Below are 23,449 nucleotides of genomic sequence, written 5' to 3' on the forward strand. Positions count from 1 at the left end.
GCCGACGCAGCCGGAACGACGCGCCTGACCATTGAAGGCGCCGATCCGGCAGAAGGCAAACACGACCGGGACAACCCGGCACACCAACTTAAGTCAGGAGGCGGGCTGAAGTCCGCGATAGACCATGACAAGGCAAGAGGCCAACGAGCAATTCCAGCTCACATCCTTTCTGGACGGCGCCAATGCCGCCTATATCGAGCAGCTCCATGCGCGCTATGAAGCGGACCCCTCATCCGTTTCGGCCGAGTGGCAGTCCTTCTTCAAGGCGCTTGCCGACCGGCCCGAAGATGTGGTGAGGGCGGCCAAGGGCGCCTCCTGGAAGAAGCAGAACTGGCCGATTCCCGCCAATGGCGAACTCGTCTCGGCCCTCGACGGCGACTGGGGTACGGTCGAGAAGGTCATCGAAAAAAAGGTCAAGGCGAAGGCCGAGGAGGCCGCAGCCGCTGCCGGCGTGGCGCTCAGCGAGGCCGAGGTGCATCAGTCGACGCGCGATTCCGTCCGCGCCATCATGATGATCCGCGCCTATCGCATGCGCGGCCACCTGCACGCCAAGCTCGACCCGCTCGGCCTTGCCGATCCGGTCGAGGATTATGACGAACTCTCCCCGAAGACCTACGGCTTCGAAGAGAAGGACTACGACCGCAAGATCTTCATCGACAACGTGCTCGGCCTCGAATATGCGACCGTGCGCGAGATGGTCGAGATCCTCGAGCGGACCTATTGTTCGACGATCGGCGTCGAATTCATGCATATGTCCAACCCGGAAGAGAAGGGCTGGATACAGGAACGCATCGAAGGCCCGGACAAGGGCGTCGAATTCACCCCCGAGGGCAAGAAGGCGATCCTGCAGAAGCTCATCGAGGCGGAAGGCTTCGAGCAGTTCATCGACGTCAAGTACAAGGGCACCAAGCGCTTCGGGGTCGACGGCGGCGAATCCCTGATCCCGGCGCTCGAGCAGATCATCAAGCGCGGCGGCCAGCTCGGCCTGAAGGAGATCGTGCTGGGCATGGCGCATCGCGGCCGCCTCAACGTTCTCTCGCAGGTCATGGCCAAGCCGCACCGCGCCATCTTCCACGAGTTCAAGGGCGGCTCCTACACGCCCGATGACGTGGAAGGCTCCGGCGACGTCAAATATCACCTGGGCGCTTCCTCGGACCGCGAGTTCGACGGCAACAAGGTCCACCTGTCGCTGACGGCAAACCCGTCGCATCTGGAGATCGTCAATCCGGTCGTCATGGGCAAGGCGCGCGCCAAGCAGGACCAGATGGCAACCGTATTCGAAGGCGACATCATTCCGCTGCGCGAACGCGTCAAGGTCATGCCGCTGATCCTGCACGGCGACGCGGCCTTTGCCGGCCAGGGTGTGGTCGCCGAAATTCTCGGCCTCTCCGGCCTGCGCGGGCACCGTGTCGGCGGCACGGTGCATTTCATCATCAACAACCAGATCGGCTTCACCACGAACCCGGCCTTCTCGCGTTCCTCGCCCTATCCGTCGGACGTGGCGAAGATGATCGAGGCCCCGATATTCCACGTGAACGGTGACGATCCGGAAGCGGTGGTCTATGCGGCCAAGGTCGCGACCGAATTCCGGATGAAGTTCCACAAGCCGGTCGTCATCGACATGTTCTGCTACCGCCGCTTCGGTCACAACGAGGGCGACGAGCCGGCGTTCACGCAGCCGAAGATGTACAAGGCGATCCGTGCGCACAAGACCGTCGTCCAGCTCTATTCGGACCGGCTGATCGCCCAGGGCCTGATCAGCGAAGGCGAAGTCGAGAAGATGAAGGCCGATTGGCGCGCCCATCTCGAACAGGAATTCGAGGCGGGTCAGTCCTACAAGCCGAACAAGGCCGACTGGCTCGACGGCGCCTGGTCGGGCCTGCGCACGGCCGATAACCAGGATGAGCAGCGCCGCGGGCGCACTTCGGTGCCGATGAAGCAGTTGAAGGAGGTCGGTCGCAAGCTGTCCGAAATTCCGGCCGGCTTCAGCGCGCACCGCACCATCCAGCGCTTCATGGAAAACCGCGCCAACATGATCCAGACCGGCGAGGGCATCGACTGGGCGATGGCGGAAGCGCTCGCCTTCGGTACGCTGGTGACCGAGGGCACCAAGATCCGCCTGTCCGGTCAGGATTGCGAGCGCGGCACCTTTTCCCAGCGCCATTCGGTTCTCTACGATCAGGAGACCGAAGAGCGCTACATTCCGCTCGCCAACCTGTCGCCGACCCAGGCACGCTACGAGGTCATAAACTCGATGCTCTCGGAAGAGGCCGTCCTCGGCTTCGAATACGGCTATTCGCTCGCTCGCCCGAACGCCCTGACGCTCTGGGAAGCCCAGTTCGGCGACTTCGCCAACGGCGCGCAGGTGGTCTTCGACCAGTTCATCTCGTCGGGTGAGCGCAAGTGGCTGCGCATGTCGGGCCTCGTCTGCCTGCTGCCGCACGGCTACGAGGGTCAGGGGCCGGAGCATTCCTCCGCCCGGCTGGAACGGTTCCTGCAGCTTTGCGCGGAAGACAACATGCAGGTCGCCAACGTCACGACCCCGGCGAACTATTTCCACATCCTGCGCCGTCAGGTGAAGCGCGATTTCCGCAAGCCGCTGATCCTGATGACGCCGAAGTCGCTGCTGCGTCACAAGCGGGCGGTCTCCAGCCTGTCGGAAATGGCCGGCGAGAGCTCCTTCCACCGTCTCCTCTGGGACGATGCCGAGGTCATCAAGGACGGCCCGATCAAGCTGCAGAAGGATTCGAAGATCCGTCGCGTCGTCATGTGCTCGGGCAAGGTGTATTACGACCTTCTGGAGGAGCGCGAGAAGCGCGGCATCGACGACATCTACCTGCTGCGCGTCGAGCAGCTCTATCCGTTCCCGGCCAAGGCGCTCATCAACGAGCTCAGCCGCTTCCGCAACGCGGAGATGGTCTGGTGCCAGGAAGAGCCGAAGAACATGGGCGCCTGGGCATTCATCGATCCCTATCTGGAGTGGGTCCTTGCCCATATCGATGCCAAGTACCAGCGGGTGCGCTATACCGGCCGTCCGGCCGCCGCTTCGCCGGCGACCGGCCTGATGTCCAAGCATCTGGCTCAGCTTGCCGCCTTCCTCGAGGATGCGCTGGGGGGCTGATCAAGCCCCTCACGGTCTGCCGCTCGCTGACGCACTTTCAGCGTAGCGGTTTTCCGTCCGGGAGCGCGTAACTCAAAGAGCTAGAAACAGAAATCTGATCAACGGAACAAAACTCATGGCAACAGAAATCCGCGTTCCCACCCTTGGCGAATCCGTCAGCGAAGCGACCGTCGGCACCTGGTTCAAGAAGGTCGGCGACGCGATCAAGGCCGACGAGCCGATCCTCGAGCTCGAGACCGACAAGGTGACCATCGAAGTCCCGGCCCCGGCCGCCGGCACGCTCAGCGAAATCGTCGCGCAGGCGGGCGAAACCGTCGGCCTCGGCGCGCTGCTCGGCCAGATCTCCGAGGGCGGCGCGGGTGCTGCCACCGCTGCGCCGGCTGCGGCCGAGAAGAAGCCTGAACCTGCGGCGGCTACCGCTGCTCCGGCCGCGGCCGCACAGCCGGCCGCCGCTGCCGCGACGCAGACGTCCACGTCGATGCCGCCGGCACCGGCGGCCGCCAAGCTCATGGCCGAGAACAGTCTTTCCGCCGATCAGATCGACGGCTCGGGCAAGCGTGGCCAGGTGCTGAAGGGTGACGTGCTCGCAGCCGTCGCCAAGGGCATTTCGGCTCCGGCTGCAGCCGAGCCGGCCAAGATCCAGGCCCGCGCGCCGGCACCGGCGGAAGACGCCTCTCGCGAAGAGCGCGTGAAGATGACCCGCCTGCGGCAGACGATCGCCCGGCGCTTGAAGGACGCGCAGAACACCGCGGCTATGCTCACCACCTATAACGAGGTGGACATGAGCGCCGTCATGAGCCTGCGCTCGAAGTACAAGGACATCTTCGAGAAGAAGCACGGCGTGAAGCTCGGCTTCATGGGCTTCTTCACCAAGGCCGTGACGCATGCGCTGAAGGAGTTGCCGGCTGTCAACGCCGAGGTCGACGGCACCGAGATCATCTACAAGAACTTCTGCCACGTCGGCGTCGCCGTCGGTACCGACAAGGGCCTCGTCGTGCCGGTCGTGCGCGATGCCGACCAGATGTCGATCGCCGAAATCGAGAAGGAAATCGGCCGTCTCGGCAAGGCAGCGCGCGACGGAACGCTGGCCATGGCCGACATGCAGGGCGGCACCTTCACCATCTCCAACGGCGGCGTCTACGGTTCGCTGATGTCCTCGCCGATCCTCAACGCTCCGCAATCGGGCATCCTCGGCATGCACAAGATCCAGGACCGTCCGGTCGCGATCGGCGGTCAGGTCGTCATCCGGCCGATGATGTATCTGGCGCTCTCCTACGATCACCGCATCGTCGACGGCAAGGAAGCGGTGACCTTCCTCGTGCGCGTCAAGGAAAGCCTCGAGGACCCGGAACGCCTGGTGCTGGATCTCTAGATCACGGTGATTTGGGCCGGGTCGGCCTGAATGGCGGGGGCCGCGTGCCCCCGTTTCCATCTCCACCGATGCCCGGACCGGGACGCACGTCTGACGGGCATCGACAGCCACGGAACCAGAGGTTAGGTTTTGGGAGCACGCTATGCGCGCATCCCGGACAGTTGGGCATCGTAAGCACCGGTCGCAACCATGATGAGCTATCTGATCGAACTCGCTTCGCTAATGGCGATCTTCACCTTCGCCATCGTTTCGCCCGGCGCCGACCTCGCCATGGTGCTGCGCCAATCGCTGGTGCACGGCCGCCGCGCGGCGGTCGTCACCTCCTTCGGCATCGGCGCGTCGCTGATGTTCCACGTGACCTACACCATTCTCGGCCTCGGGCTGATCATCTCGCAGTCGATCTACCTCTTCAACATCGTCAAGTGGTGCGGCGTCGCCTACCTGATCTACATCGGCATCAAAGCCCTTCGGGCCGGCCAGACGGAAATCGCGGTCGAGGAAGCGGCCGAGACCGGCGAAGCGCGCAGGCAGCAGTCGGCGCTGAAGGCCTTCGGCCTCGGCTTTGCCGCCAACGCGCTCAATCCCAAGGCGGTCTTCTTCTTCCTGTCCATCTTCTCGACGGTCGTCAGCGCCCATACGCCGATGACGGTCAAGTTCGGCTATGGCTTCGTCATGGCGAGCGCGCTGATCCTCTGGTTCGTCGGGGTCAGCCTGTTCATGACGACGCCGCGGATGCGTGCGGCCTTCACGCGCGCGAGCAAATGGATCGACCGGGCGAGCGGCATGGTCTTCATCGCTCTCGGACTGAAGCTGGCGACGGAAAAGGCCGCGTGATGATCTGCGGCCGCAACGTTCTCTTCGCTTCGCTTATGCTTTCGGCAGCACCGGCGCTCGCGGACGAGTGCACCCAGGCGCGGGCGGTCTACGCCGATCCGGCCGGAACCTATGAGCTGCGCTTCGAGCCCGTCGGATCGGAGGCAGCAGTCACCAGCAATCACTTCAAGATCAGGATCGGGGACACCGGGCTTCTGCTCGATGGGGTCGTGATGCAGTCCGGCGAACCGCTGCGGGCGAACGGGATCGTCATGAACGACTGCCCGACCGGCGACGTCACCGGCGCGGAACTCGAGGCCTGCACCGTCTGGCAGGGCCCGATCTATGCGGTCGACAAGGCCGGCCAGATCGGGCTGCTTCAGCCGGAGGACGCGCCCGCAGCCGATCGGGTCCTGCTTCCGGATTTCGGACCGTCGCTGCGTGAATCGAGTGCCTGGGGCGAAGGCAAGGGCACCACCGACAGTTCGGACGTCTTCCAGTTCAAGGGGTGTGGATCATGAGCAGCGGACCTGTGCTTCTCGTCACCGGGGGCAGCCGCGGCATCGGCGCCGCGGTCGCGCTTGCCGCGGCCAAAGAAGGCTGGCGGGTCGCCGTCAACTATGCGTCCAATCGCGATGCCGCCGAGGACGTGGTCCGCCGCATCGCGGAGGCTGGCGGCACGGCCGTTTCCGTCGAGGGCGACGTGGGCAGGGAAGAGGGGGTGAAGGCGATCTTTGCAGCCGTCGACACCGCCTTCGGCCGTCTCGACGGCCTCGTCAACAATGCCGGGATCATCGGTCCGCCGCAGCGCGTTGACGAGGTTTCGCCCGAGCGGATCGAGCGGCTGTTCCGCACCAACGTGACGGGCTCCATCCGTTGCGCCGCCGAGGCGGTGCTCCGGATGTCGACGCGCCACGGCGGGCGGGGCGGCTCGATCGTCAATCTCTCCTCCATCGCCGCCGTGCTTGGCGCGCCGGGGCAATATGTCGACTACGCCGCCACGAAGGGCGCGATCGACAGCTTCACGATCGGCCTGGCGCGTGAAGTTGCCACCGAGGGCATACGCGTGAACGGGGTCCGGCCCGGCATCATCGATACGGAAATTCATGCCTCCGGCGGGCTGCCCGACCGCGCCCGCGACCTCGCACCCACGATCCCGATGCAGCGGCCCGGAACGGCCGGCGAAGTTGCCGATGCAATTCTCTATCTCCTGTCCGACAAGGCGACTTACGTGACGGGAACCATTCTCACCGTCAGTGGCGGGCGGTAGCCCTCCCAAGACCGTCCTCCCAAGAAGGATTATCAAATGGCCTATGATCTCATCGTTATCGGAAGCGGCCCCGGCGGCTATGTCTGCGCCATCAAGGCGGCGCAGCTCGGCATGAAGGTTGCCGTGGTCGAGAAGCGCAGCACCTATGGCGGCACATGCCTGAATATCGGCTGCATCCCCTCCAAGGCGCTGCTGCATGCTTCCGAAATGTTCCATCAGGCGCAGCACGGCCTGGAGGCGCTGGGAGTCGAGGTCGCAAGCCCGAAGCTCAACCTTCAGAAGATGATGGCCCACAAGGACGCGACCGTTAAGTCCAATGTCGACGGCGTCTCCTTCCTCTTCAAGAAGAACAAGATTGACGGATTCCAGGGTACCGGCAAGGTTCTCGGCCAGGGCAAGGTCTCGGTCACGAACGAAAGCGGAGAGGAGCAGGTGCTCGAGGCGAAGAACGTCGTCATCGCCACCGGCTCGGACGTCGCCGGCATTCCGGGCGTGGAGGTCGCGTTCGACGAAAAGGTGATCGTCTCCTCGACCGGGGCGCTCGCGCTCGAAAAGGTCCCGGCGAGCATGATCGTCGTCGGCGGAGGCGTCATCGGCCTCGAGCTCGGCTCCGTCTGGGCGCGCCTCGGCGCAAAGGTGACCGTGGTCGAATTCCTCGACACGATTCTCGGCGGCATGGACGGCGAGGTTGCCAAGCAGCTTCAGCGGATGCTGACCAAGCAGGGCATCGACTTCAAACTCGGCGCCAAGGTGACCGGTGTCGTGAAATCCGGCGACGGTGCCAAGGTCACCTTCGAACCGGTTAAGGGCGGCGAGGCCACTGCGCTCGATGCCGAGGTCGTGCTCATCGCTACCGGACGCAAGCCCTCGACGGACGGCTTGGGTCTCGCCAAGGCGGGCGTCGTGCTCGATTCGCGCGGCCGCGTCGAGATCGACCAGCATTTCCAGACGAGCATTACCGGTGTCTATGCGATCGGCGACGTCGTGCGTGGGCCGATGCTGGCGCACAAGGCCGAGGACGAAGGCGTTGCCGTGGCGGAGATCATCGCAGGCCAGGCCGGGCATGTGAATTACGACGTCGTTCCAGGCGTCGTCTATACCCAGCCCGAGGTCGCCTCCGTCGGCAAGACCGAGGAAGAGCTGAAGGCCGCGGGCGTCGCCTACAAGGTCGGCAAGTTCCCCTTCACCGCCAATGGCCGCGCCCGGGCCATGCTGCAGACGGACGGTTTCGTGAAGATCCTCGCGGACAAGGAGACCGACCGCGTGCTCGGCGGCCACATCATCGGCTTCGGCGCCGGCGAAATGATCCACGAGATCGCGGTGCTGATGGAGTTCGGCGGATCGTCGGAGGATCTCGGCCGCACCTGCCACGCCCATCCGACGATGTCTGAGGCGGTAAAGGAAGCGGCGCTCGCCACCTTCGCCAAGCCGATCCACATGTGATTATCGGGAGGGCCCTGCCCTCCCACCGCATTGACCGGCCGGTCATTCCACCTGCGTCACAGTGAACCCCTGCTGACGCAGGAGTTCGACGAGGCCTTCCTTCCCGGGAAGGTGCAGCGCGCCCACGGCCATGAACACGCCGCCGCCCTTCAGGAGGGGCGCGGCGCGATCTGCCATGATCCTGTTGCGATCGATGATGATGCGCTGCTCGAACTCGGCATAGCCGGCGTCGTCGGATGAAATCCCGGCTGAGGCGAGTTTCATCATGGGCATGATCGTGCCCGTCTCGCCGGAGAGGTAGAGATCGGTGGTCGTCGTCATCACGTCGTCGATCGTCTTGCCGAGAGCAAGCGTTTCGATCAGTGCCTTGAGATGCATTTCGACCGGCAGCGAATCCATTGCCGAAAGCTGCTCGACCAGCGTTTCTAGACCCTTGAGCGTCTTGCCCTCCCTCAGAGCGTCCTCGGCGAGCTTCTTGTCGAGGAAGGAGGCACCGGCCGCCTTGCGCGAGAACTCGCAGGCCGGCAGGGCGACGAAGCTGGCAATCATCCAGGGCTTCATCTTGGTGACGAGCGGCAGCGGGATGCCGCGGGCCTTGAGACCGCTTTCGAGTAGCGCGCGGTCCTCCGGCTTCAGGAAATCGTTGATCGTCTTGTCGCCGGTAAACATGGTCAGTTCCGGCTGCATCATGATCGCGGCGGTTGCCCTGTTCTGGTCGACGATCTCGTCGGACTCGACGATCACCGTCTCAGCCCTTGCGAAGGCCTCCGTCGCGCCGCCGGGCATCGCCAGCACGCGCGGATCGGTGACATGCATGGTGCCGAGGAGGAAGGAGGGCGCCTGACCGTGCCCTTCGATCTTCCAAAGCAGGCCCTTTCCGTTGGGCACCGCCGCCGCTTCCGCGCGCAGCGCCGCCAGGCGGGCCGGATCCGAATGTTCGAGGCCGGTCAAGATGTTGCTGCCGGCGCAGTCCGTCTCTTCCGCCCGTGCCTCCGACACATGGAGCAGGGCGGCAACGAGGCTCGCCGCCGTCAGTAGATTGAGCAGTGCCGTCAGCCACAACAGGCCGTCGGCCGCCTTGGTCGCGAGATCGCGGACGGGTCTGGTGAAAGTGTTCATGGATGCCCCCGGCATTGACGGAACCCTACTCCCCCACGGTCACGGGTTCCTTAACACGCTTGGTTAACGGCCAAGGACGTCAGATTTTAGGCGCGCGGGTGGGCGCGGTCGTAGATTTCCAGAAGCCGTGCCGAATCGACGCCGGTATAGACCTGCGTGGTCGACAGGCTGGCATGGCCGAGCAGTTCCTGGATGGTGCGGAGATCCCCTCCGCCCGCCAGAAGATGCGTCGCGAAAGAGTGGCGCAGCGCGTGCGGTGTCGCCGAATCCGGCAGGCCGAGTGCGGCGCGCAGCTTCTGCATCTCGCGCTGGATGATCGCCGGCTGGAGCTTCGCGCCGCGGGCGCCGCGGAAAATCGGCTCTCCGGGCTCGATATGGTAGGGGCAGAGCTTTCGATAGGTCTCGACCGCTTCGGCGGCGGCGGCGATCATCGGCACGATCCGTGTCTTGCCGCCCTTTCCGGTGACCCTGAGCGACGTCACCGGTCCTGAGAAATCGGTGGGGGTCAGGTCCAGCGCCTCCGCTATCCGCAGGCCGCAGCCATAGAGCAGGGTCAGCACTGCGGCATTGCGCGCCGCGATCCAGGGTTCCTCGGCCAGTTGCGCGTCCGCGGTGACGACCTTCAGGGCCTCCCGGTCGGTCAATGCCTTGGGGAGAGACTTCGGCTGCTTCGGGGACCGCACCGCCCCTGCACCCGCCGCATTGGCGAGCCCGTTTCTCTCGAGATAGCGCAGGAAGGAACGCAGACCTGCCAGGCCGCGGCCGAGCGTGCGTGCGCCGGCGCCTCCCTTGCGGCGCTGCGCCAGGAAGCCGCGCAGATCCGCGGGGCGAAGGGCGCGAATATCCGAGAGCCGCGGCGGACCGGCGAGGTGCCCGGTCAGGAATGTCAGGAACTGCCGCGTGTCGCGTTCATAGGCGTCTACCGTTTTTTCGGACAACCGGCGTTCCTCGGCGAGGCTCGCAAGCCAGCGCCTTCGTTCCGCCATCACTTCGGGATGGCCTATGGCAAGAAGTTCGTTCATCATCGGGCCCGGCGGGTTCATCAGCGCGGTGCGCTCACTGATCCAGGCTCGGAGCATCGCATCGGGCGTGTTATGTTTTTGCTAACGTGCTGAAGTTTGCTGCTGCGGCCCCTTGGAATTTGTCATTGTTCGATCATATTGAACTGCAATGTTCGGCCAGCAACAGCGGATGGGACAATGTCGAGACGTGATTCGGCGAGCGCTCTGGCGCATTTTGCAGAGGCGGTTGCGCTGGTCTCGCAAGGGCGTCCGGGTCATATCGTCGATACGCTGATCGCGGAACGCGGCCAGAAGATCGTCTGCCATCCCCTGTGGCCCGTCATGCGGCCCTTTCTCTACACGCTGCTCAACTACCGCAAGGCGATCGAGTTCGCCAATGCCGTCGCCAATATGCCGGGCTTCCAGGCCTTCGAGCATCTGAGTTCGCTTCTCGCTCTCGAGATCCGCGCCGATAAGCCGGAGCGCATTCCCGAGAAGGGCGGGTTCCTGCTCGTCAGCAACCATCCGACGGGGATCGCCGACGGCATCGCCGTCTTCGATCTCCTGAAGAGCCGGCGGCCGGACATGATGTTCTTTGCGAACCGCGACGCGATCCGCGTCAATCCGCGCTTCGTGGAAATGGTCATTCCGGTGGAATGGCGCGAGGAATACAAGTCGAAGCTCAAGGCGCGCGAAACGCTGCAGGTGACGAACAGGGCCATCGAGGCGGGCAAGGCGACCGTGCTCTTCCCCTCCGGCCGCATCGCCTATTGGGCCGAGGGACGGCTCAACGAGCGCCCCTGGAAGAGCTCGGCGGTCGGCTTCGCACGCAAATACGGCCTGCCGATCCTGCCGGTGCATATGAGCGCGCGCAATTCCGGCCTCTTCTACTGGTTTGCCAAATGGTCGACGGAACTGCGCGACATGACGGTGTTCCACGAACTCCTGAACAAGAAGGGCGACCGCTTCGACTTCCGGATCGGCAATCTCATTCCGGCGGATGCGCTCGACGGTGATCCGGTGGAGGTGACGCGTGCGCTGGAGCGTCATACGGTACACGCACTGGCTGCCGACAGCGATGCGGCGTTCGAGCTGTCTGCCAGGGCGGTTGTAGCGGGCTAAGCCGTCACCATGATGCTTCGCTCGATGTTCGCCGAGAACTACCGGTCGCTGCGCTCGATCCGAATGGATTTGGCCGGCGTCAATCTTTTCATCGGAGAGAACGGCGTCGGGAAGTCCAACCTCTATCGTGCCCTGCAGCTGGTTCAGGCTGCCGTGAGAGGCCATCTCGCCCGCGAGATTGCGGAAGAAGGCGGCATGGCGTCCGCCATCTGGAGCGGCCCGCAGCGCGTCGGCAAGCCGGCGCGTATTCGGCTGGACGCCGAACTGATCGACGAGGAGCGAGCGATCACCTTCCGCTACCGGATCGAGGCGGGTTTCCGCCCGCCAAAGGCGGCGGCGGGTTTCGCCTATGAGCCGCAGGTCAAGGAGGAGGAGCTCACGATCGAGACGGGCCGGCGCCCGGTTCCGGTGATGAAGCGCACCGGCCCCGGTATCTTCGTGCGCGGCGAGGGCGGCCGGATGGTGGACTATCCGGAGCAGGCGATGACCTCGGAGACGGCTATCGCGCTGCTCGGCGATGCCGGCCACTACCCTGAAATCGGCAGCTTCCGCCGGGCGGTCGACCAATGGCGGTTCTTTCACGGCTTTCGCACCGACCGCGAATCGCCGCTGCGGATGCCCTGCCTCGCCATCACCGCGCCATTGCTGGACGAAACCGGCGCCAACATGGCCGCCGTCTTCGCGACGCTCCGGCACACGAGGCAGGATACGGTCGATCTCGATCGCGCGGTCGCCGACGCCTTTGCAGGCGCCCGCCTGCAGGTGCCCGAACCCGGCCAGTTCGCCGAATTCTCGCTCGTCTTTCCGGACTTTCCGCACCGGGCATTTTCGCCGCGCGAGCTTTCGGACGGGCAGATGCGTTTTCTGGCACTTGCGGCGGCGCTGTTGTCCTATCGCCGTCCCCGGTTCATCGCGCTCAACGAGCCCGAGACGAGCCTTCATCCCGATATGCTGCCGGCACTGGCTGCCATGGTCGCCAGTGCCGCTGGGGAGAGCCAGATCTGGATCGTCACGCATTCCGAACGCCTGGCCGAGCTGGTCCGGCAGCAGTGTGGCGTTCGTCCGCGTCGTGTGATTCGCAAGGACGGAGCCACCTGGATCGACGGCATGCGGCTTACCGGCGCGGTCGAAGAAGAGGACGAATAAGGGCTCTCTTATCTGGCCTGCCGGCCACCCTGCAGGCAGGGCAACATGACGGCCGCGTACTCGGCCCCTCGCCCGCCTGCAGAGCGACCTTTAGAAGACGGGCGAACTCGGAAAAAAGGCCCCGCATCACTGCGAGGCCCCTTGTCAATTCCGTTCGACGCCGGAGGATCAGGCGATCTTCTGGCCGGTCTTGGCCCAGTCGGCGAGGAACATTTCGAGGCCCTTGTCGGTCAGCGGGTGCTTGACCAGGGCTTTCAGCGTTGCCGGCGGGGCGGTGACGACGTCGGCGCCGATGAGGGCGGCCTCCTTGACGTGGTTGACCGTGCGCACCGAGGCGGCAAGGATCTCCGTCTCGTAGCCGTAATTGTCGAAGATCTGGCGGATTTCGCGGATCAGGTCCATGCCGTCTACGGCGATATCGTCGAGGCGGCCGATGAACGGCGAAACGAAGGTCGCGCCGGCCTTGGCGGCGAGCAGCGCCTGGTTTGCCGAGAAGCACAGCGTCACATTGGTCTGGTGACCGTCCGAGGTCAGCGCCTTGCAGGCCTTGAGGCCGTCGAGCGTCAGCGGCAGCTTGATGCAGATATTGTCGGCGATCTTCGAAAGCGCGGCCGCTTCCTTCATCATCGCGCTGTATTCGGTCGCGGTCACTTCGGCCGAAACCGGTCCTTCGACGATCGAGCAGATTTCCTTGGTAACCTCGACGATGTCGCGGCCCGCCTTCAGGATCAATGACGGATTGGTGGTGACGCCGTCGAGCAGGCCGAGATCGTTCAGTTCCCGGATGTCCTTCACATCGGCGGTATCAACGAAAAATTTCATCGGAGTCTTCCTTTGGCACTCAGCCGTTTCGGGCGCATCTCCACAGCAGGAAATTCCATGGCGGATATCGCGCGCGTTGAAACTCGGTTGGAACCGTGACAAACCCTGCTTTCCGCAAGGCAGCGGTTCGCTGCGAGTTTTCTTTAACTGAAAGCGGTGGCAAGGTCACGGCAAAATGACTCTTGATTCAACCGATTTATTCGGCCCCGTACTCGACCGCCGGGTGGTGCCCGTCCTGGTGCCCATGCCGGCGCCGAGGGCCTATTCCTACGCCGTGCCCGACGGCATGGCGGTCGAGCCGGGATCGATCGTCCAGGTGCCGCTCGGCCCCCGTTTCGTCGTCGGCGTCGTGTGGGACGGAGAAGACGATGGCGGCGTCGATCCGAAAAAGCTGAAGCAGATCGAGAAGGTCTTCGACTGTCCGCCGCTCGGCCCGGACATGCGCGCCTTTCTTGATTGGGTGGCGAGCTACACGCTGACGCCGCCGGGCCTCGTCGCCCGGATGGCACTCCGGGCGCCGGCCGCGTTCGATCCGGAGCCGATGGTGGAGGCCCTGCGTCTGACCGAGATGCGGCCGGAACGGATGACTGCGGCGCGCGAGCGCGTCCTCGCCACCGCGAGCGACGGGCTTTCCTGGACCCGCTCGGGGCTTGCCCATGCCGCGGGGGTCTCGTCCAGCGTCATCGACGGCCTGACGTCGCAGGGCGTGTTCGAAACCGTCTTCATGCCGCCGCCGCCGGTCGTCGCCGCGCCGGATCCGGCTTTCGCCGCGCCGCGCCTCGAAGGCCCGCAGAGGCAGGCGGCTGCCGCCCTGCTGGTCGCCGTCGAGGAGCGGAAATTCTCGGTATCGCTGATCGACGGCATTACCGGTTCCGGCAAGACGGAGGTCTATTTCGAGGCGATAGCGGCGACGTTGCGCGCCGGCAAGCAGGTCCTGATCCTGCTGCCGGAGATCGCGCTGACCGCAAGCTTCCTCGAACGCTTCCAGGAGCGCTTCGGCGCGAAGCCCGCGGAGTGGCATTCCGATCTCGCGCCGCGCACGCGGGAAAAGGTCTGGCGGCAGGTGACGACCGGCCAGGTGCGCGTCGTCGCCGGCGCCCGCTCGGCGCTTTTCCTGCCCTTCGAGGATCTCGGCCTCATCATCGTCGACGAGGAGCACGACCCCGCCTATAAGCAGGAGGACCGCGTCTTCTACAATGCGCGCGATATGGCCGTGGTACGCGGGCGGATCGGCAATTTTCCGGTCGTGCTCGTCTCCGCCACACCTTCGGTCGAGAGCCGGGTGAACGGCGAGGTGGGGCGTTACCGGCCGATCCATCTGCCCACCCGCTTCGGCGATGCGGCGCTCCCCGATCTCGGCATAGTCGATATGCGCCGCCATCCGCCGGAACGCGGCGGCTTTCTTTCGCCGGTGCTCGTGAACCAGATCGGCAAGACGATCGGCCGGCGCGAGCAGGCGCTCCTGTTCCTGAACCGGCGCGGCTATGCGCCGCTGACGCTCTGCCGCGTCTGCGGCCATCGCTTTCAGTGCCCGGACTGCTCGAGCTGGCTGGTCGAGCACCGTTTCCGCGGGCAGATCCAGTGCCATCATTGCGGCTATTCGGAGAGGACGCCGGAAGCCTGCCCGGAATGCGGCACGCTCGATCATCTCGTTGCCTGCGGCCCCGGGGTGGAGCGCATCGCCGAAGAGGTCGAGCGGCATTTCCCCGACGCGCGCACCATTGTGCTCTCCTCCGACCTGATGGGCGTCAAGCGGCTGCGGCTGGAGCTCGAGGCGATCGCCCGTGGGGAGGCGGACATCGTCATAGGCACCCAACTCGTCGCCAAGGGCCACAACTTCCCGAACATGACGCTGGTCGGCATCGTCGATGCGGATCTGGGTCTTGCCAATGGCGACCCGCGCGCTGCGGAACGGACGTTCCAGCTCCTTTCCCAGGTGACGGGGCGTGCCGGCCGGACGGGCCTCAAGAGCCTCGGGCTTCTGCAGACCTATCAGCCGCAGCATCCGGTCATGCAGGCGATCGTGTCCGGCGATTCCGACGCTTTCTACGAACGCGAGATCCATGAGCGGGAAAGGGCGGTGCTGCCCCCTTTCGGCCGGCTCGCCTCGATCATCGTTTCGGCCGATACGCGCGGCGATGCCGAGGGCCACGCCCGCGGACTGCGCAATGCCGCGCCGCGCGTCGACGGCATCGCGATCCTCGGACCGGCGGAAGCGCCGCTTGCGCTCATCCGCGGCCGACATCGCTTCCGGCTTCTCGTCCACGGGCGGCGCAACAGCGACATGCAGTCCTTCGTCCGGGCGATGATCGCCGCCGGCCCCAAGGAGCGCGGATCGATCAGCGTCCAGCTCGACATCGATCCGCAGAGTTTTTTGTGATCACTGTCGGATCTTCGTCCTTCGACCGATTCACATCCGGAAGGACATAGGCTAGACCTCTTCCACGCATCGCGTCGGCTCGGCGCGAGCGGAGGGTCCACAGCAACGGGCGGGGACGGAGATGGAGTTCTACATACCGACGGAAACCGGGGAGTTGCTGGCTTTTTGTGCGGCCGCGCTCGCGGCGCTGATCGGGCTCGTCATGCTCTTTGCGCCGCGCCTGACCTTTCGCGCCGCCGGGATCGGCATCGCCGAGGGGCGGAGGGGAGGGCTGGCGGAGGCCCGCTCCACCATGGGCGGCATGCATCTCGGCCTGGGCCTCGGCGCCATCCTGCTTGCCCAGCCAATGGTCTATCTCGCCGTCGGCGCGGCTTTCGCACTCGCGGCGTTCGGTCGCATCCTGTCGATCATGAGCGACAACGGCGCGACCCTCTTCAACTGGCTCGCGCTCCTGGTCCAGGCGGCGCTCGCGATCCTGCCTCTTGCCTATGTTTTCGGGCTGATCTGATCGCCGACAAGGGCCTGCGACACTATTTACGGCAAAATTCGGCCGAAGCGGCCGGGTAATGCCGCATTCCTGCCGTTGGCGTGTTGCGAGTCCAAACATCCTATGCTAGACGAACCGCGAACTGCGGGGGAAGTGGGTCGACCGGCCTCGATATCCTGCGAGTTATTGCAGCAAATTCAAGATGTTAGGTCGACGGTTCGCCTGTCCTGGCATTCCTGGATGATTTTGAGAGAAGCTTGTGCCCGTGGCAGACACATCCCAGCTCATTTCCGGTGTTGCAGAAAGATATGCCTCCTCGCTTTTCGAGCTTGCCCTTGATGCCGGGTCGATCGAAGCAGTCGGCGCCGATCTGACGCGCATCCAGGCGCTGATCGACGGCAGCGACGATCTGAAGCGGCTGATCGTAAGCCCGGTCTTTTCCGCCGACGACCAGTTCAAGGCCATTTCCGCCCTCGTCGAGAAGTTCGGCTTCTCCGGGCTGGTCGGCAACTTCCTGAAGGTCGTCGCGCGCAATCGCCGCCTCTTCGTGCTGCCGGGCATCATCAAGGCGTTCCGTCTGCTCGCTGCCCGTCACAAGGGCGAAATCACCGCCGACGTCACGTCGGCACATGCGCTGACGCTGGCGCAGGAAATCGAATTGAAGGCGGCGCTGAAAGGCGTCACCGGCAAAGACGTGGCGGTAAACGTCACCGTCGACCCGTCTATTCTTGGAGGTCTGATCGTGAAGGTCGGGTCCCGCCAGATTGACACCTCCCTTCGCACCAAACTCTCTACCCTTAAGCTTGCACTGAAAGAGGTCGGCTGATGGATATCCGCGCCGCGGAAATTTCCGCAATTCTTAAAGATCAGATCAAAAATTTCGGCCAGGAAGCGGAAGTTTCCGAAGTCGGCCAGGTGCTTTCCGTCGGTGACGGTATCGCCCGCGTCTACGGCCTCGACAACGTCCAGGCAGGCGAGATGGTCGAATTCCCAGGCGGAATTCGCGGCATGGCGCTGAACCTTGAAGCCGACAATGTCGGTGTGGTTATCTTCGGCTCGGACCGGGACATCAAGGAAGGCGACACGGTCAAGCGGACCGGCGCCATCGTGGACGTTCCCGTAGGTCCGGAGCTGCTCGGCCGCGTCGTGGACGCGCTCGGCAACCCGATCGACGGCAAGGGCCCGATCAATGCCAAGCAGCGCGCCCGCGTCGACGTCAAGGCGCCCGGCATCATTCCGCGCAAGTCGGTCCATGAGCCGATGTCGACCGGCCTCAAGGCCATCGACGCCCTCATCCCGGTCGGCCGCGGCCAGCGCGAGCTCGTCATCGGCGACCGCCAGACCGGCAAGACCGCGATCATTCTCGATACGATCCTCAACCAGAAAGCCATTCACGACAATGGCCCGGAAGGGGATAAGCTCTATTGCGTCTACGTCGCTATCGGCCAGAAGCGCTCGACGGTCGCTCAGTTCGTCAAGGTGCTCGAAGAGCGCGGCGCGCTGCAGTATTCGATCATCGTCGCTGCAACGGCTTCCGATCCGGCGCCGATGCAGTATCTGGCTCCGTTCGCCGGCTGCGCGATGGGCGAATATTTCCGCGACAACGGCAAGCACGCCCTGATCGGCTATGACGACCTTTCCAAGCAGGCCGTCGCCTACCGTCAGATGTCTCTGCTGCTGCGCCGCCCGCCGGGCCGTGAAGCCTATCCGGGCGACGTTTTCTACCTGCATTCGCGCCTTCTGGAGCGCGCCGCCAAGCTCTCCGACGAGCGTGGCGCCGGCTCGCTGACGGCTCTGCCGGTCATCGAGACGCAGGGCAACGACGTGTCCGCGTTCATTCCGACCAACGTGATCTCGATCACCGACGGCCAGATCTTCCTCGAAACCGACCTGTTCTACCAGGGTATCCGTCCGGCCGTTAACGTCGGTCTGTCGGTTTCGCGCGTCGGCTCCTCCGCCCAGATCAAGGCGATGAAGCAGGTCGCCGGCTCGATCAAGGGCGAGCTCGCCCAGTACCGCGAAATGGCGGCCTTCGCACAGTTCGGCTCGGACCTCGATGCCGCGACGCAGCGTCTGCTCAACCGCGGTGCCCGCCTGACCGAACTTCTGAAGCAGCCGCAGTTCTCGCCGCTGAAGACGGAAGAGCAGGTTGCGGTCATCTTCGCCGGCGTCAACGGCTATCTCGACAAGCTGCCGGTCAGCGAGGTAGGCAAGTTCGAGCACGGCCTCCTTTCCTACCTCCGTTCGGAAGGCAAGGCCGTTCTGGATACCATCCGTACGGAAAAGGCTATCTCGGACGACACCAAGGCCAAGCTGAAGGGCGCAATCGACAGCTTCGCCAAATCCTTCGCCTGAGCGGACCTCAACTAGGACGGACAACGGATGCCTTCACTTAAGGATCTGAAGAACCGGATCGCCTCCGTCAAGGCGACGCAGAAGATCACCAAGGCGATGAAGATGGTCGCCGCGGCGAAGCTTCGGCGTGCGCAGGAGGCGGCCGAGGCCGCCCGGCCCTATTCGCAGCGCATGGCTGCCGTTCTCGCCAATATCGCCCAGGCGGTCGGCGCGGACGACAGCGCGCCGCGGCTGATGACGGGAACCGGCAAGGACGACACGCACCTGGTGATCGTCTGCACGGCCGAGCGCGGTCTTTGCGGCGGCTTCAACTCGCAGATCGCCCGCTTTGCCCGCGACCATGTGCGCAAGCTTCTGGCCCAGGGCAAGACGGTCAAGATCATCTGCGTCGGGAAGAAGGGCTTCGATATGCTTCGGCGCGACTTCGCGTCGCTGATCATCGACCGTGTCGACCTGCGTGAAGTCAAGAAGATCGGTTTCGAGAACGCGGACCGGATCGGCCATAAGGTCATCGAGCTCTTCGACAACGGCGAGTTCGACGTCTGCACCCTGTTCTATTCCGAGTTCAAGTCCGTCATTTCCCAGATCCCGACCGCCCAGCAGCTCATCCCGGCATCGGCCGGCGAAGTGGCCGCCGAAGGCGAAGGTGCATCGGCGATCTACGAATACGAGCCGGAAGCCGGCGCGATCCTCAGCGATCTCATCCCGCGCAATATCTCCGTGCAGATCTTCCGGGCCCTGCTCGAGAACGTCGCGGGTGAAATGGGCGCGAAGATGAGTGCCATGGACAATGCTACGCGCAACGCGGGTGAGATGATCGACAAGCTGACGCTCAGCTACAACCGTCAGCGGCAGGCGCAGATCACCAAGGAACTCATTGAAATCATCTCTGGCGCGGAAGCGCTCTAAGGTTACGAGAAGAGGGTAAGAATTATGGCTAAGGCAGCTACCCCGAAAGAAACCGCAGCGGCGAAGAAGCCGGCTGCTCCGAAGAAGGCAGCTTCCGCCAAGACAGTCGTTGCGGCTACGGGTGCTGTCGGCCGCGTGACGCAGGTCATCGGCGCCGTCGTCGACGTCGCATTCGAAGAAGGCCAGCTCCCGCAGATCCTGAACGCGCTGGAAACCGACAACAACGGCAACCGCCTCGTTCTCGAAGTCGCACAGCATCTCGGCGAAAACTCCGTCCGCACGATCGCCATGGACTCGACCGAAGGTCTCGTTCGCGGCCAGAAGGTCGCCGACACGGGCGGCCCGATCGCGGTTCCGGTCGGCAAGGAAACGCTCGGCCGCATCATGAACGTCATCGGCGAGCCGGTCGACGAAGCCGGTCCGCTGAAGACTTCCGCCCGCCGCGCCATCCACCAGGACGCTCCGGCCTATGTGGAACAGTCGACCGAAGCGCAGATTCTCGTCACCGGCATCAAGGTCGTCGACCTGCTCGCTCCCTATGCCAAGGGCGGCAAGATCGGCCTCTTCGGCGGCGCGGGCGTCGGCAAGACCGTTCTGATCATGGAACTGATCAACAACGTCGCCAAGGCGCACGGCGGTTACTCCGTCTTCGCAGGCGTCGGCGAGCGGACCCGCGAAGGCAACGACCTCTATCACGAAATGATCGAATCCGGCGTGAACAAGCACGGCGGCGGCGAAGGCTCCAAGGCCGCACTCGTCTACGGCCAGATGAACGAGCCGCCCGGCGCCCGCGCACGCGTCGCGCTGACCGGCCTGACGGTCGCCGAACAGTTCCGTGACGAAGGTCAGGACGTTCTCTTCTTCGTCGACAACATCTTCCGCTTCACCCAGGCGGGCTCGGAAGTGTCGGCTCTGCTCGGCCGTATTCCTTCGGCCGTGGGCTATCAGCCGACGCTTGCAACCGACATGGGCCAGATGCAGGAGCGCATCACCACCACGACCAAGGGCTCGATCACCTCGGTTCAGGCGATTTACGTTCCCGCCGACGACTTGACCGACCCGGCACCGGCAACCTCGTTCGCGCACCTCGATGCGACGACGGTTCTGTCGCGTTCGATCGCCGAAAAGGGCATTTATCCGGCCGTGGATCCGCTGGATTCGACCTCGCGCATGCTGGACCCGATGATCGTCGGCGAAGAGCATTACGAAGTGTCGCGCAAAGTGCAGTCGACCCTGCAGCGCTACAAGGCCCTGCAGGACATCATCGCGATCCTGGGCATGGACGAGCTTTCCGAAGAGGACAAGATCGCCGTCGCCCGCGCCCGCAAGATCGAGCGTTTCCTGTCGCAGCCGTTCTTCGTCGCCGAAGTCTTCACCGGCTCGCCGGGCAAGCTGGTTGCGCTCGAAGACACGATCAAGGGCTTCAAGGGCCTCGTCAACGGCGAGTACGACCACCTGCCGGAAGCTGCCTTCTACATGGTCGGTTCCATCGAGGAAGCCGTCGAGAAGGCCAAGAAGCTGGCTGCCGAAGCCGCCTGATCTGCATCAGGAACCGTGGCGCGGAGTTCCTTGCGCCACGGCTTTCATCCCGCCCGACAGTTGAGGCGGAGAACGTGCACAGCCCGCCGACCAGCGGCGCGCTCACCAGAAGTGAATGGTCATGGCCGAAAGTTTCAATTTTGAGCTTGTTTCCCCCGAGCGTCTGCTTGTTTCGGAGAAGGTGACCGAAGTCGTCATTCCGGCGACCGAGGGCGAGATGACCGTGATGGCCAATCACGCGCCGACCATGACGACCGTCAAGCCGGGCGTCGTGGCGGTGAAGACCACCGCCGGCAAGACCGAACGCTACGCCGTCTTCGGCGGCTTTGCCGATATCCTGCCTTCCGGCTGCACGCTTTTGGCCGAATCTGCCGTCCATGTCGACGAACTGGACAGCACGGTTCTCGAAAACCGCATCGAAGCGGCACGCGCCGAACTCGAAGGCGCCGGTGACGAGAAGAAGACGCGTCTGGAACAATTCATCGCCGAACTCACGAAGCTCGGGGAGATCGTGATCCCGGCCTGAAAGGGACATCCCGATAAGGGATAATGCCTATCGAACCCCGCCTCGAGCGGGGTTTTTCGTCTCCGCGAGTTCGTTTCTCCCCGCAAGCGGCCGATAGAGCGTCTCAAGACAGCGGGTACTTTCCACCCGTTGCCGCCCCTCATCCCGCTGCCGCGACCTTCTCCCCGCAGGCGGGGAGAAGGGGCAAGCCGCGAGGGCCCAGCCCCATCCCGCCACTCGCTTCGAGGAAAGAGAACGGGCCGCCGCGTGTCTCTCGCCCCGCTTGCGGGGAGGATGAGGGGGGCTGCAAGCAGAAGCGAAAATGCCCGGACGAGAGGTCCGGGCATTTCGGTAATCGACCTAGCCTCGGCCTCGGCCTCAGCTCGCCGCGCGTTCCGTCTCGTGCTTCTGGGCGTAGTAGTGGCCGAAGCGGTTGGCGAGGAAGGCGTCGAGCGCGATGTCTTCCTGGCGGACGAAGCCCTTGGTGGGGATCTTGCCTTGGGCGAGCATGTCGAGAACGGCGCAGATGCTGCCGGCGGTGGTGATCTGGATGCCGCTCTGCATCCGTCCTGCAACGACGCCGCTATAGACCTTGTTGGCGTAGGTCTCCTGCACCAGGCGACCTTCGCGGAAGCCCGAAACGGTGACGAAGATCACGACCACGTCCTGGGTGGTGGTAGGCAGGGCGTTTTCGAGGATGTCCTTCAGTACCTCGCGGCGATGACGCAGGCCGAGGTCGTTCAGGAGCGCCTTGAAGATCGCGGCATGGCCGGGATAACGGATCGTCTTGTAATTGAGCGTCCGGACCTTGCCCTTCAGCGTCTCGCAAAGCGTGCCGAGGCCGCCGGAGGTGTTGAAGGCCTCGTAGGTGACGCCGTCGAGCGAGAACTCCTCGCGCTCTTCCATGGCGGGAACTTCGATCAGCGAACCTTCGACGATCGCCTCGCAGGGCTCGATATATTCGTTGATGACGCCGTCGGTGCTCCAGGTGAGATTATAGTTCAAAGCGTTCGACGGGTATTGCGGCAGGGCGCCGACGCGCATGCGCACGCTTTCGAGCGTATCGAAATGCCGGCTGAGATCGTTGGCGACGATCGAAATGAAGCCCGGTGCAAGGCCGCATTGCGGAATGAAGGCGGTGTCGGCCTCAGCTGCGATCGCCTTGACCTGGCGGGTGGATTCGACGTCTTCCGTCAGGTCGAGATAGTGGATTTTCGCCTCGGCTGCGGCTTCGGCGATCGCGACCGTCAGATGGAACGGCGCGGCGCTGAGCACGGCGAATTTTCCGGAGAGCAGGGCGACGAGCGCCTTTCTGTCGGCAATGTCGACGACTGCGGTCGAGACGGCGTCGTGCTTCTCGACCTGCTGCAACTGCTCGGCGCTGCGATCGGCGACGCAGACGCGGTAGTCGCCGCTATGTGCCAGCATGCGCGCGATGGTGGAGCCGATCTTGCCGGCACCGATGACGACGATGTCTTTCATTTTGTATCCCCGGGGTATGAGCCTCTTTCACCACCATTGTCTCGCGGCCGAATATTGATTTGAAGCGTCGATATGGCTAAATCGTCGGTCTGCATTCGGCATTTTGCCGATCAAGGTCGACGATATGCATGTAACGGACAAGGATCGCGAACTCCTCGCCATACTGAGCGAGAACGCCCGCATGCCGACGGCGACGATCGCCCGCCGGCTCGGCCTGTCGCGCACCACGGTGCAGGCGCGCATCGAGCGGCTGGAGCGCGAGGGGGTGATCGCAGGCTATGGCGTGCGCCTCTCGGAAAGCTACGAGAAAGGCCTCGTGCGAGCGCATGTTCTGATCACGATTGCACCGCGGGCGCTCGGTCGGGTCACGCCCGAGCTCGCCGCCATTCGCGAAATCCGCATGCTGCATTCCGTCAGCGGCAGCTTCGATCTGATCGCGGTCGTCGCTGCAGCGTCGATCAGCGAGCTGGACCTGTTGATCGACCGGATCGGCGAAATCGAGGGTGTCGAAAAGACCCTGTCCTCCATCATTCTCTCGACGCGCATCGATCGCTGATACGCAG

The 23,449-nt window shown here is 64.2% G+C and carries 20 protein-coding genes; 16 read left to right on the forward strand and 4 right to left on the reverse strand.

What is annotated here, in order from left to right:
* The first annotated feature begins 124 nt into the window (after positions 1-124).
* The 6 genes from ACTJKL_RS20765 to lpdA all read left to right on the forward strand — a co-directional run bounded on the left by ACTJKL_RS20765 (position 125) and on the right by lpdA (position 8,019).
* Positions 125-3,121: a 2-oxoglutarate dehydrogenase E1 component gene (locus ACTJKL_RS20765; protein WP_018097288.1), complete on the forward strand. Its 2,997-nt coding sequence runs from the start codon at positions 125-127 to the stop codon at positions 3,119-3,121.
* A 115-nt stretch (positions 3,122-3,236) separates the two neighbouring features.
* Positions 3,237-4,493, forward strand: coding sequence for a 2-oxoglutarate dehydrogenase complex dihydrolipoyllysine-residue succinyltransferase (odhB, locus tag ACTJKL_RS20770; RefSeq protein WP_338284020.1), 1,257 nt, complete (start codon positions 3,237-3,239; stop codon positions 4,491-4,493).
* Between the two features lie 189 nt (positions 4,494-4,682).
* The gene (locus ACTJKL_RS20775) at positions 4,683-5,327 is read left to right on the forward strand and encodes a LysE family transporter (RefSeq protein ID WP_440853685.1); all 645 of its coding nucleotides are present in this window, start codon (positions 4,683-4,685) and stop codon (positions 5,325-5,327) included.
* Positions 5,327-5,827 (forward strand): hypothetical protein, encoded by a 501-nt coding sequence (locus tag ACTJKL_RS20780; protein ID WP_440853712.1) that lies wholly within the window; start codon positions 5,327-5,329, stop codon positions 5,825-5,827. The genes ACTJKL_RS20775 and ACTJKL_RS20780 overlap by 1 nt, the downstream gene beginning before the upstream one ends.
* A complete protein-coding gene (locus tag ACTJKL_RS20785; protein ID WP_440853686.1) occupies positions 5,824-6,576 on the forward strand; it encodes an SDR family oxidoreductase in 753 nt (250 codons plus the stop codon). The genes ACTJKL_RS20780 and ACTJKL_RS20785 overlap by 4 nt, the downstream gene beginning before the upstream one ends.
* Before the next feature lie 36 nt (positions 6,577-6,612).
* Positions 6,613-8,019: a dihydrolipoyl dehydrogenase gene (gene lpdA / locus ACTJKL_RS20790; RefSeq protein ID WP_440853687.1), complete on the forward strand. Its 1,407-nt coding sequence runs from the start codon at positions 6,613-6,615 to the stop codon at positions 8,017-8,019.
* Between the two features lie 42 nt (positions 8,020-8,061).
* Here lpdA and ACTJKL_RS20795 read toward each other — a convergent pair whose 3' ends face one another.
* Both ACTJKL_RS20795 and ACTJKL_RS20800 read right to left on the reverse strand, forming a co-directional pair.
* A complete protein-coding gene (locus ACTJKL_RS20795; RefSeq protein WP_440853688.1) occupies positions 8,062-9,138 on the reverse strand; it encodes a TraB/GumN family protein in 1,077 nt (358 codons plus the stop codon).
* A gap of 86 nt (positions 9,139-9,224) precedes the next feature.
* Positions 9,225-10,160 carry a tyrosine recombinase XerC gene (locus tag ACTJKL_RS20800; RefSeq protein ID WP_440853689.1) on the reverse strand — a complete coding sequence of 312 codons (936 nt, stop codon included), beginning with the start codon at positions 10,158-10,160 and terminating at the stop codon, positions 9,225-9,227.
* A 177-nt stretch (positions 10,161-10,337) separates the two neighbouring features.
* Here ACTJKL_RS20800 and ACTJKL_RS20805 point away from each other — a divergent pair, with 177 nt between their 5' ends.
* Both ACTJKL_RS20805 and ACTJKL_RS20810 read left to right on the forward strand, forming a co-directional pair.
* On the forward strand, positions 10,338-11,261 hold the full coding sequence (locus tag ACTJKL_RS20805; RefSeq protein ID WP_100672795.1) for a lysophospholipid acyltransferase family protein: 924 nt from the start codon (positions 10,338-10,340) through the stop codon (positions 11,259-11,261).
* 9 nt (positions 11,262-11,270) lie between these two features.
* Positions 11,271-12,407, forward strand: coding sequence for an AAA family ATPase (locus ACTJKL_RS20810; RefSeq protein WP_100672796.1), 1,137 nt, complete (start codon positions 11,271-11,273; stop codon positions 12,405-12,407).
* A gap of 168 nt (positions 12,408-12,575) precedes the next feature.
* Here ACTJKL_RS20810 and fsa read toward each other — a convergent pair whose 3' ends face one another.
* Positions 12,576-13,229 carry a fructose-6-phosphate aldolase gene (gene fsa / locus ACTJKL_RS20815; protein WP_003530290.1) on the reverse strand — a complete coding sequence of 218 codons (654 nt, stop codon included), beginning with the start codon at positions 13,227-13,229 and terminating at the stop codon, positions 12,576-12,578.
* A gap of 175 nt (positions 13,230-13,404) precedes the next feature.
* Between fsa and ACTJKL_RS20820 the strand changes: the two genes are divergently transcribed.
* The 7 genes from ACTJKL_RS20820 (at position 13,405) to ACTJKL_RS20850 (ending at position 21,425) form a co-directional block, all read left to right on the forward strand.
* Positions 13,405-15,609 carry a primosomal protein N' gene (locus tag ACTJKL_RS20820; RefSeq protein ID WP_440853690.1) on the forward strand — a complete coding sequence of 735 codons (2,205 nt, stop codon included), beginning with the start codon at positions 13,405-13,407 and terminating at the stop codon, positions 15,607-15,609.
* Between the two features lie 121 nt (positions 15,610-15,730).
* On the forward strand, positions 15,731-16,117 hold the full coding sequence (locus tag ACTJKL_RS20825; protein ID WP_003530294.1) for an AGROH133_08824 family phage infection protein: 387 nt from the start codon (positions 15,731-15,733) through the stop codon (positions 16,115-16,117).
* Between the two features lie 238 nt (positions 16,118-16,355).
* Complete coding sequence (locus ACTJKL_RS20830; protein ID WP_010970368.1) at positions 16,356-16,922, forward strand: F0F1 ATP synthase subunit delta; 567 nt, start codon at positions 16,356-16,358, stop codon at positions 16,920-16,922.
* The gene (gene atpA, locus ACTJKL_RS20835; protein WP_018097277.1) at positions 16,922-18,451 is read left to right on the forward strand and encodes a F0F1 ATP synthase subunit alpha; all 1,530 of its coding nucleotides are present in this window, start codon (positions 16,922-16,924) and stop codon (positions 18,449-18,451) included. The genes ACTJKL_RS20830 and atpA overlap by 1 nt, the downstream gene beginning before the upstream one ends.
* 27 nt (positions 18,452-18,478) lie before the next feature.
* Entirely contained in the window at positions 18,479-19,360 is an 882-nt protein-coding gene (locus ACTJKL_RS20840; protein ID WP_018097276.1) for a F0F1 ATP synthase subunit gamma, read from the forward strand.
* A gap of 24 nt (positions 19,361-19,384) precedes the next feature.
* Complete coding sequence (gene atpD, locus ACTJKL_RS20845; RefSeq protein ID WP_018097275.1) at positions 19,385-20,899, forward strand: F0F1 ATP synthase subunit beta; 1,515 nt, start codon at positions 19,385-19,387, stop codon at positions 20,897-20,899.
* A 121-nt stretch (positions 20,900-21,020) separates the two neighbouring features.
* Positions 21,021-21,425, forward strand: a complete 405-nt coding sequence (locus ACTJKL_RS20850) for a F0F1 ATP synthase subunit epsilon (protein WP_440853691.1) — start codon at positions 21,021-21,023, stop codon at positions 21,423-21,425.
* 357 nt (positions 21,426-21,782) lie between these two features.
* Here the strand turns inward: ACTJKL_RS20850 and ACTJKL_RS20855 are convergent, their stop codons facing one another.
* Entirely contained in the window at positions 21,783-22,886 is a 1,104-nt protein-coding gene (locus tag ACTJKL_RS20855; protein ID WP_127710640.1) for a saccharopine dehydrogenase family protein, read from the reverse strand.
* A gap of 124 nt (positions 22,887-23,010) precedes the next feature.
* Between ACTJKL_RS20855 and ACTJKL_RS20860 the strand changes: the two genes are divergently transcribed.
* Entirely contained in the window at positions 23,011-23,442 is a 432-nt protein-coding gene (locus ACTJKL_RS20860; protein ID WP_275597221.1) for an Lrp/AsnC family transcriptional regulator, read from the forward strand.
* The last annotated feature ends 7 nt before the right edge of the window (positions 23,443-23,449 follow it).

The sequence above is a fragment of the Sinorhizobium sp. 22678 genome (assembly GCF_052044265.1).
Taxonomy (GTDB): Bacteria; Pseudomonadota; Alphaproteobacteria; order Rhizobiales; family Rhizobiaceae; genus Sinorhizobium; species Sinorhizobium meliloti_A.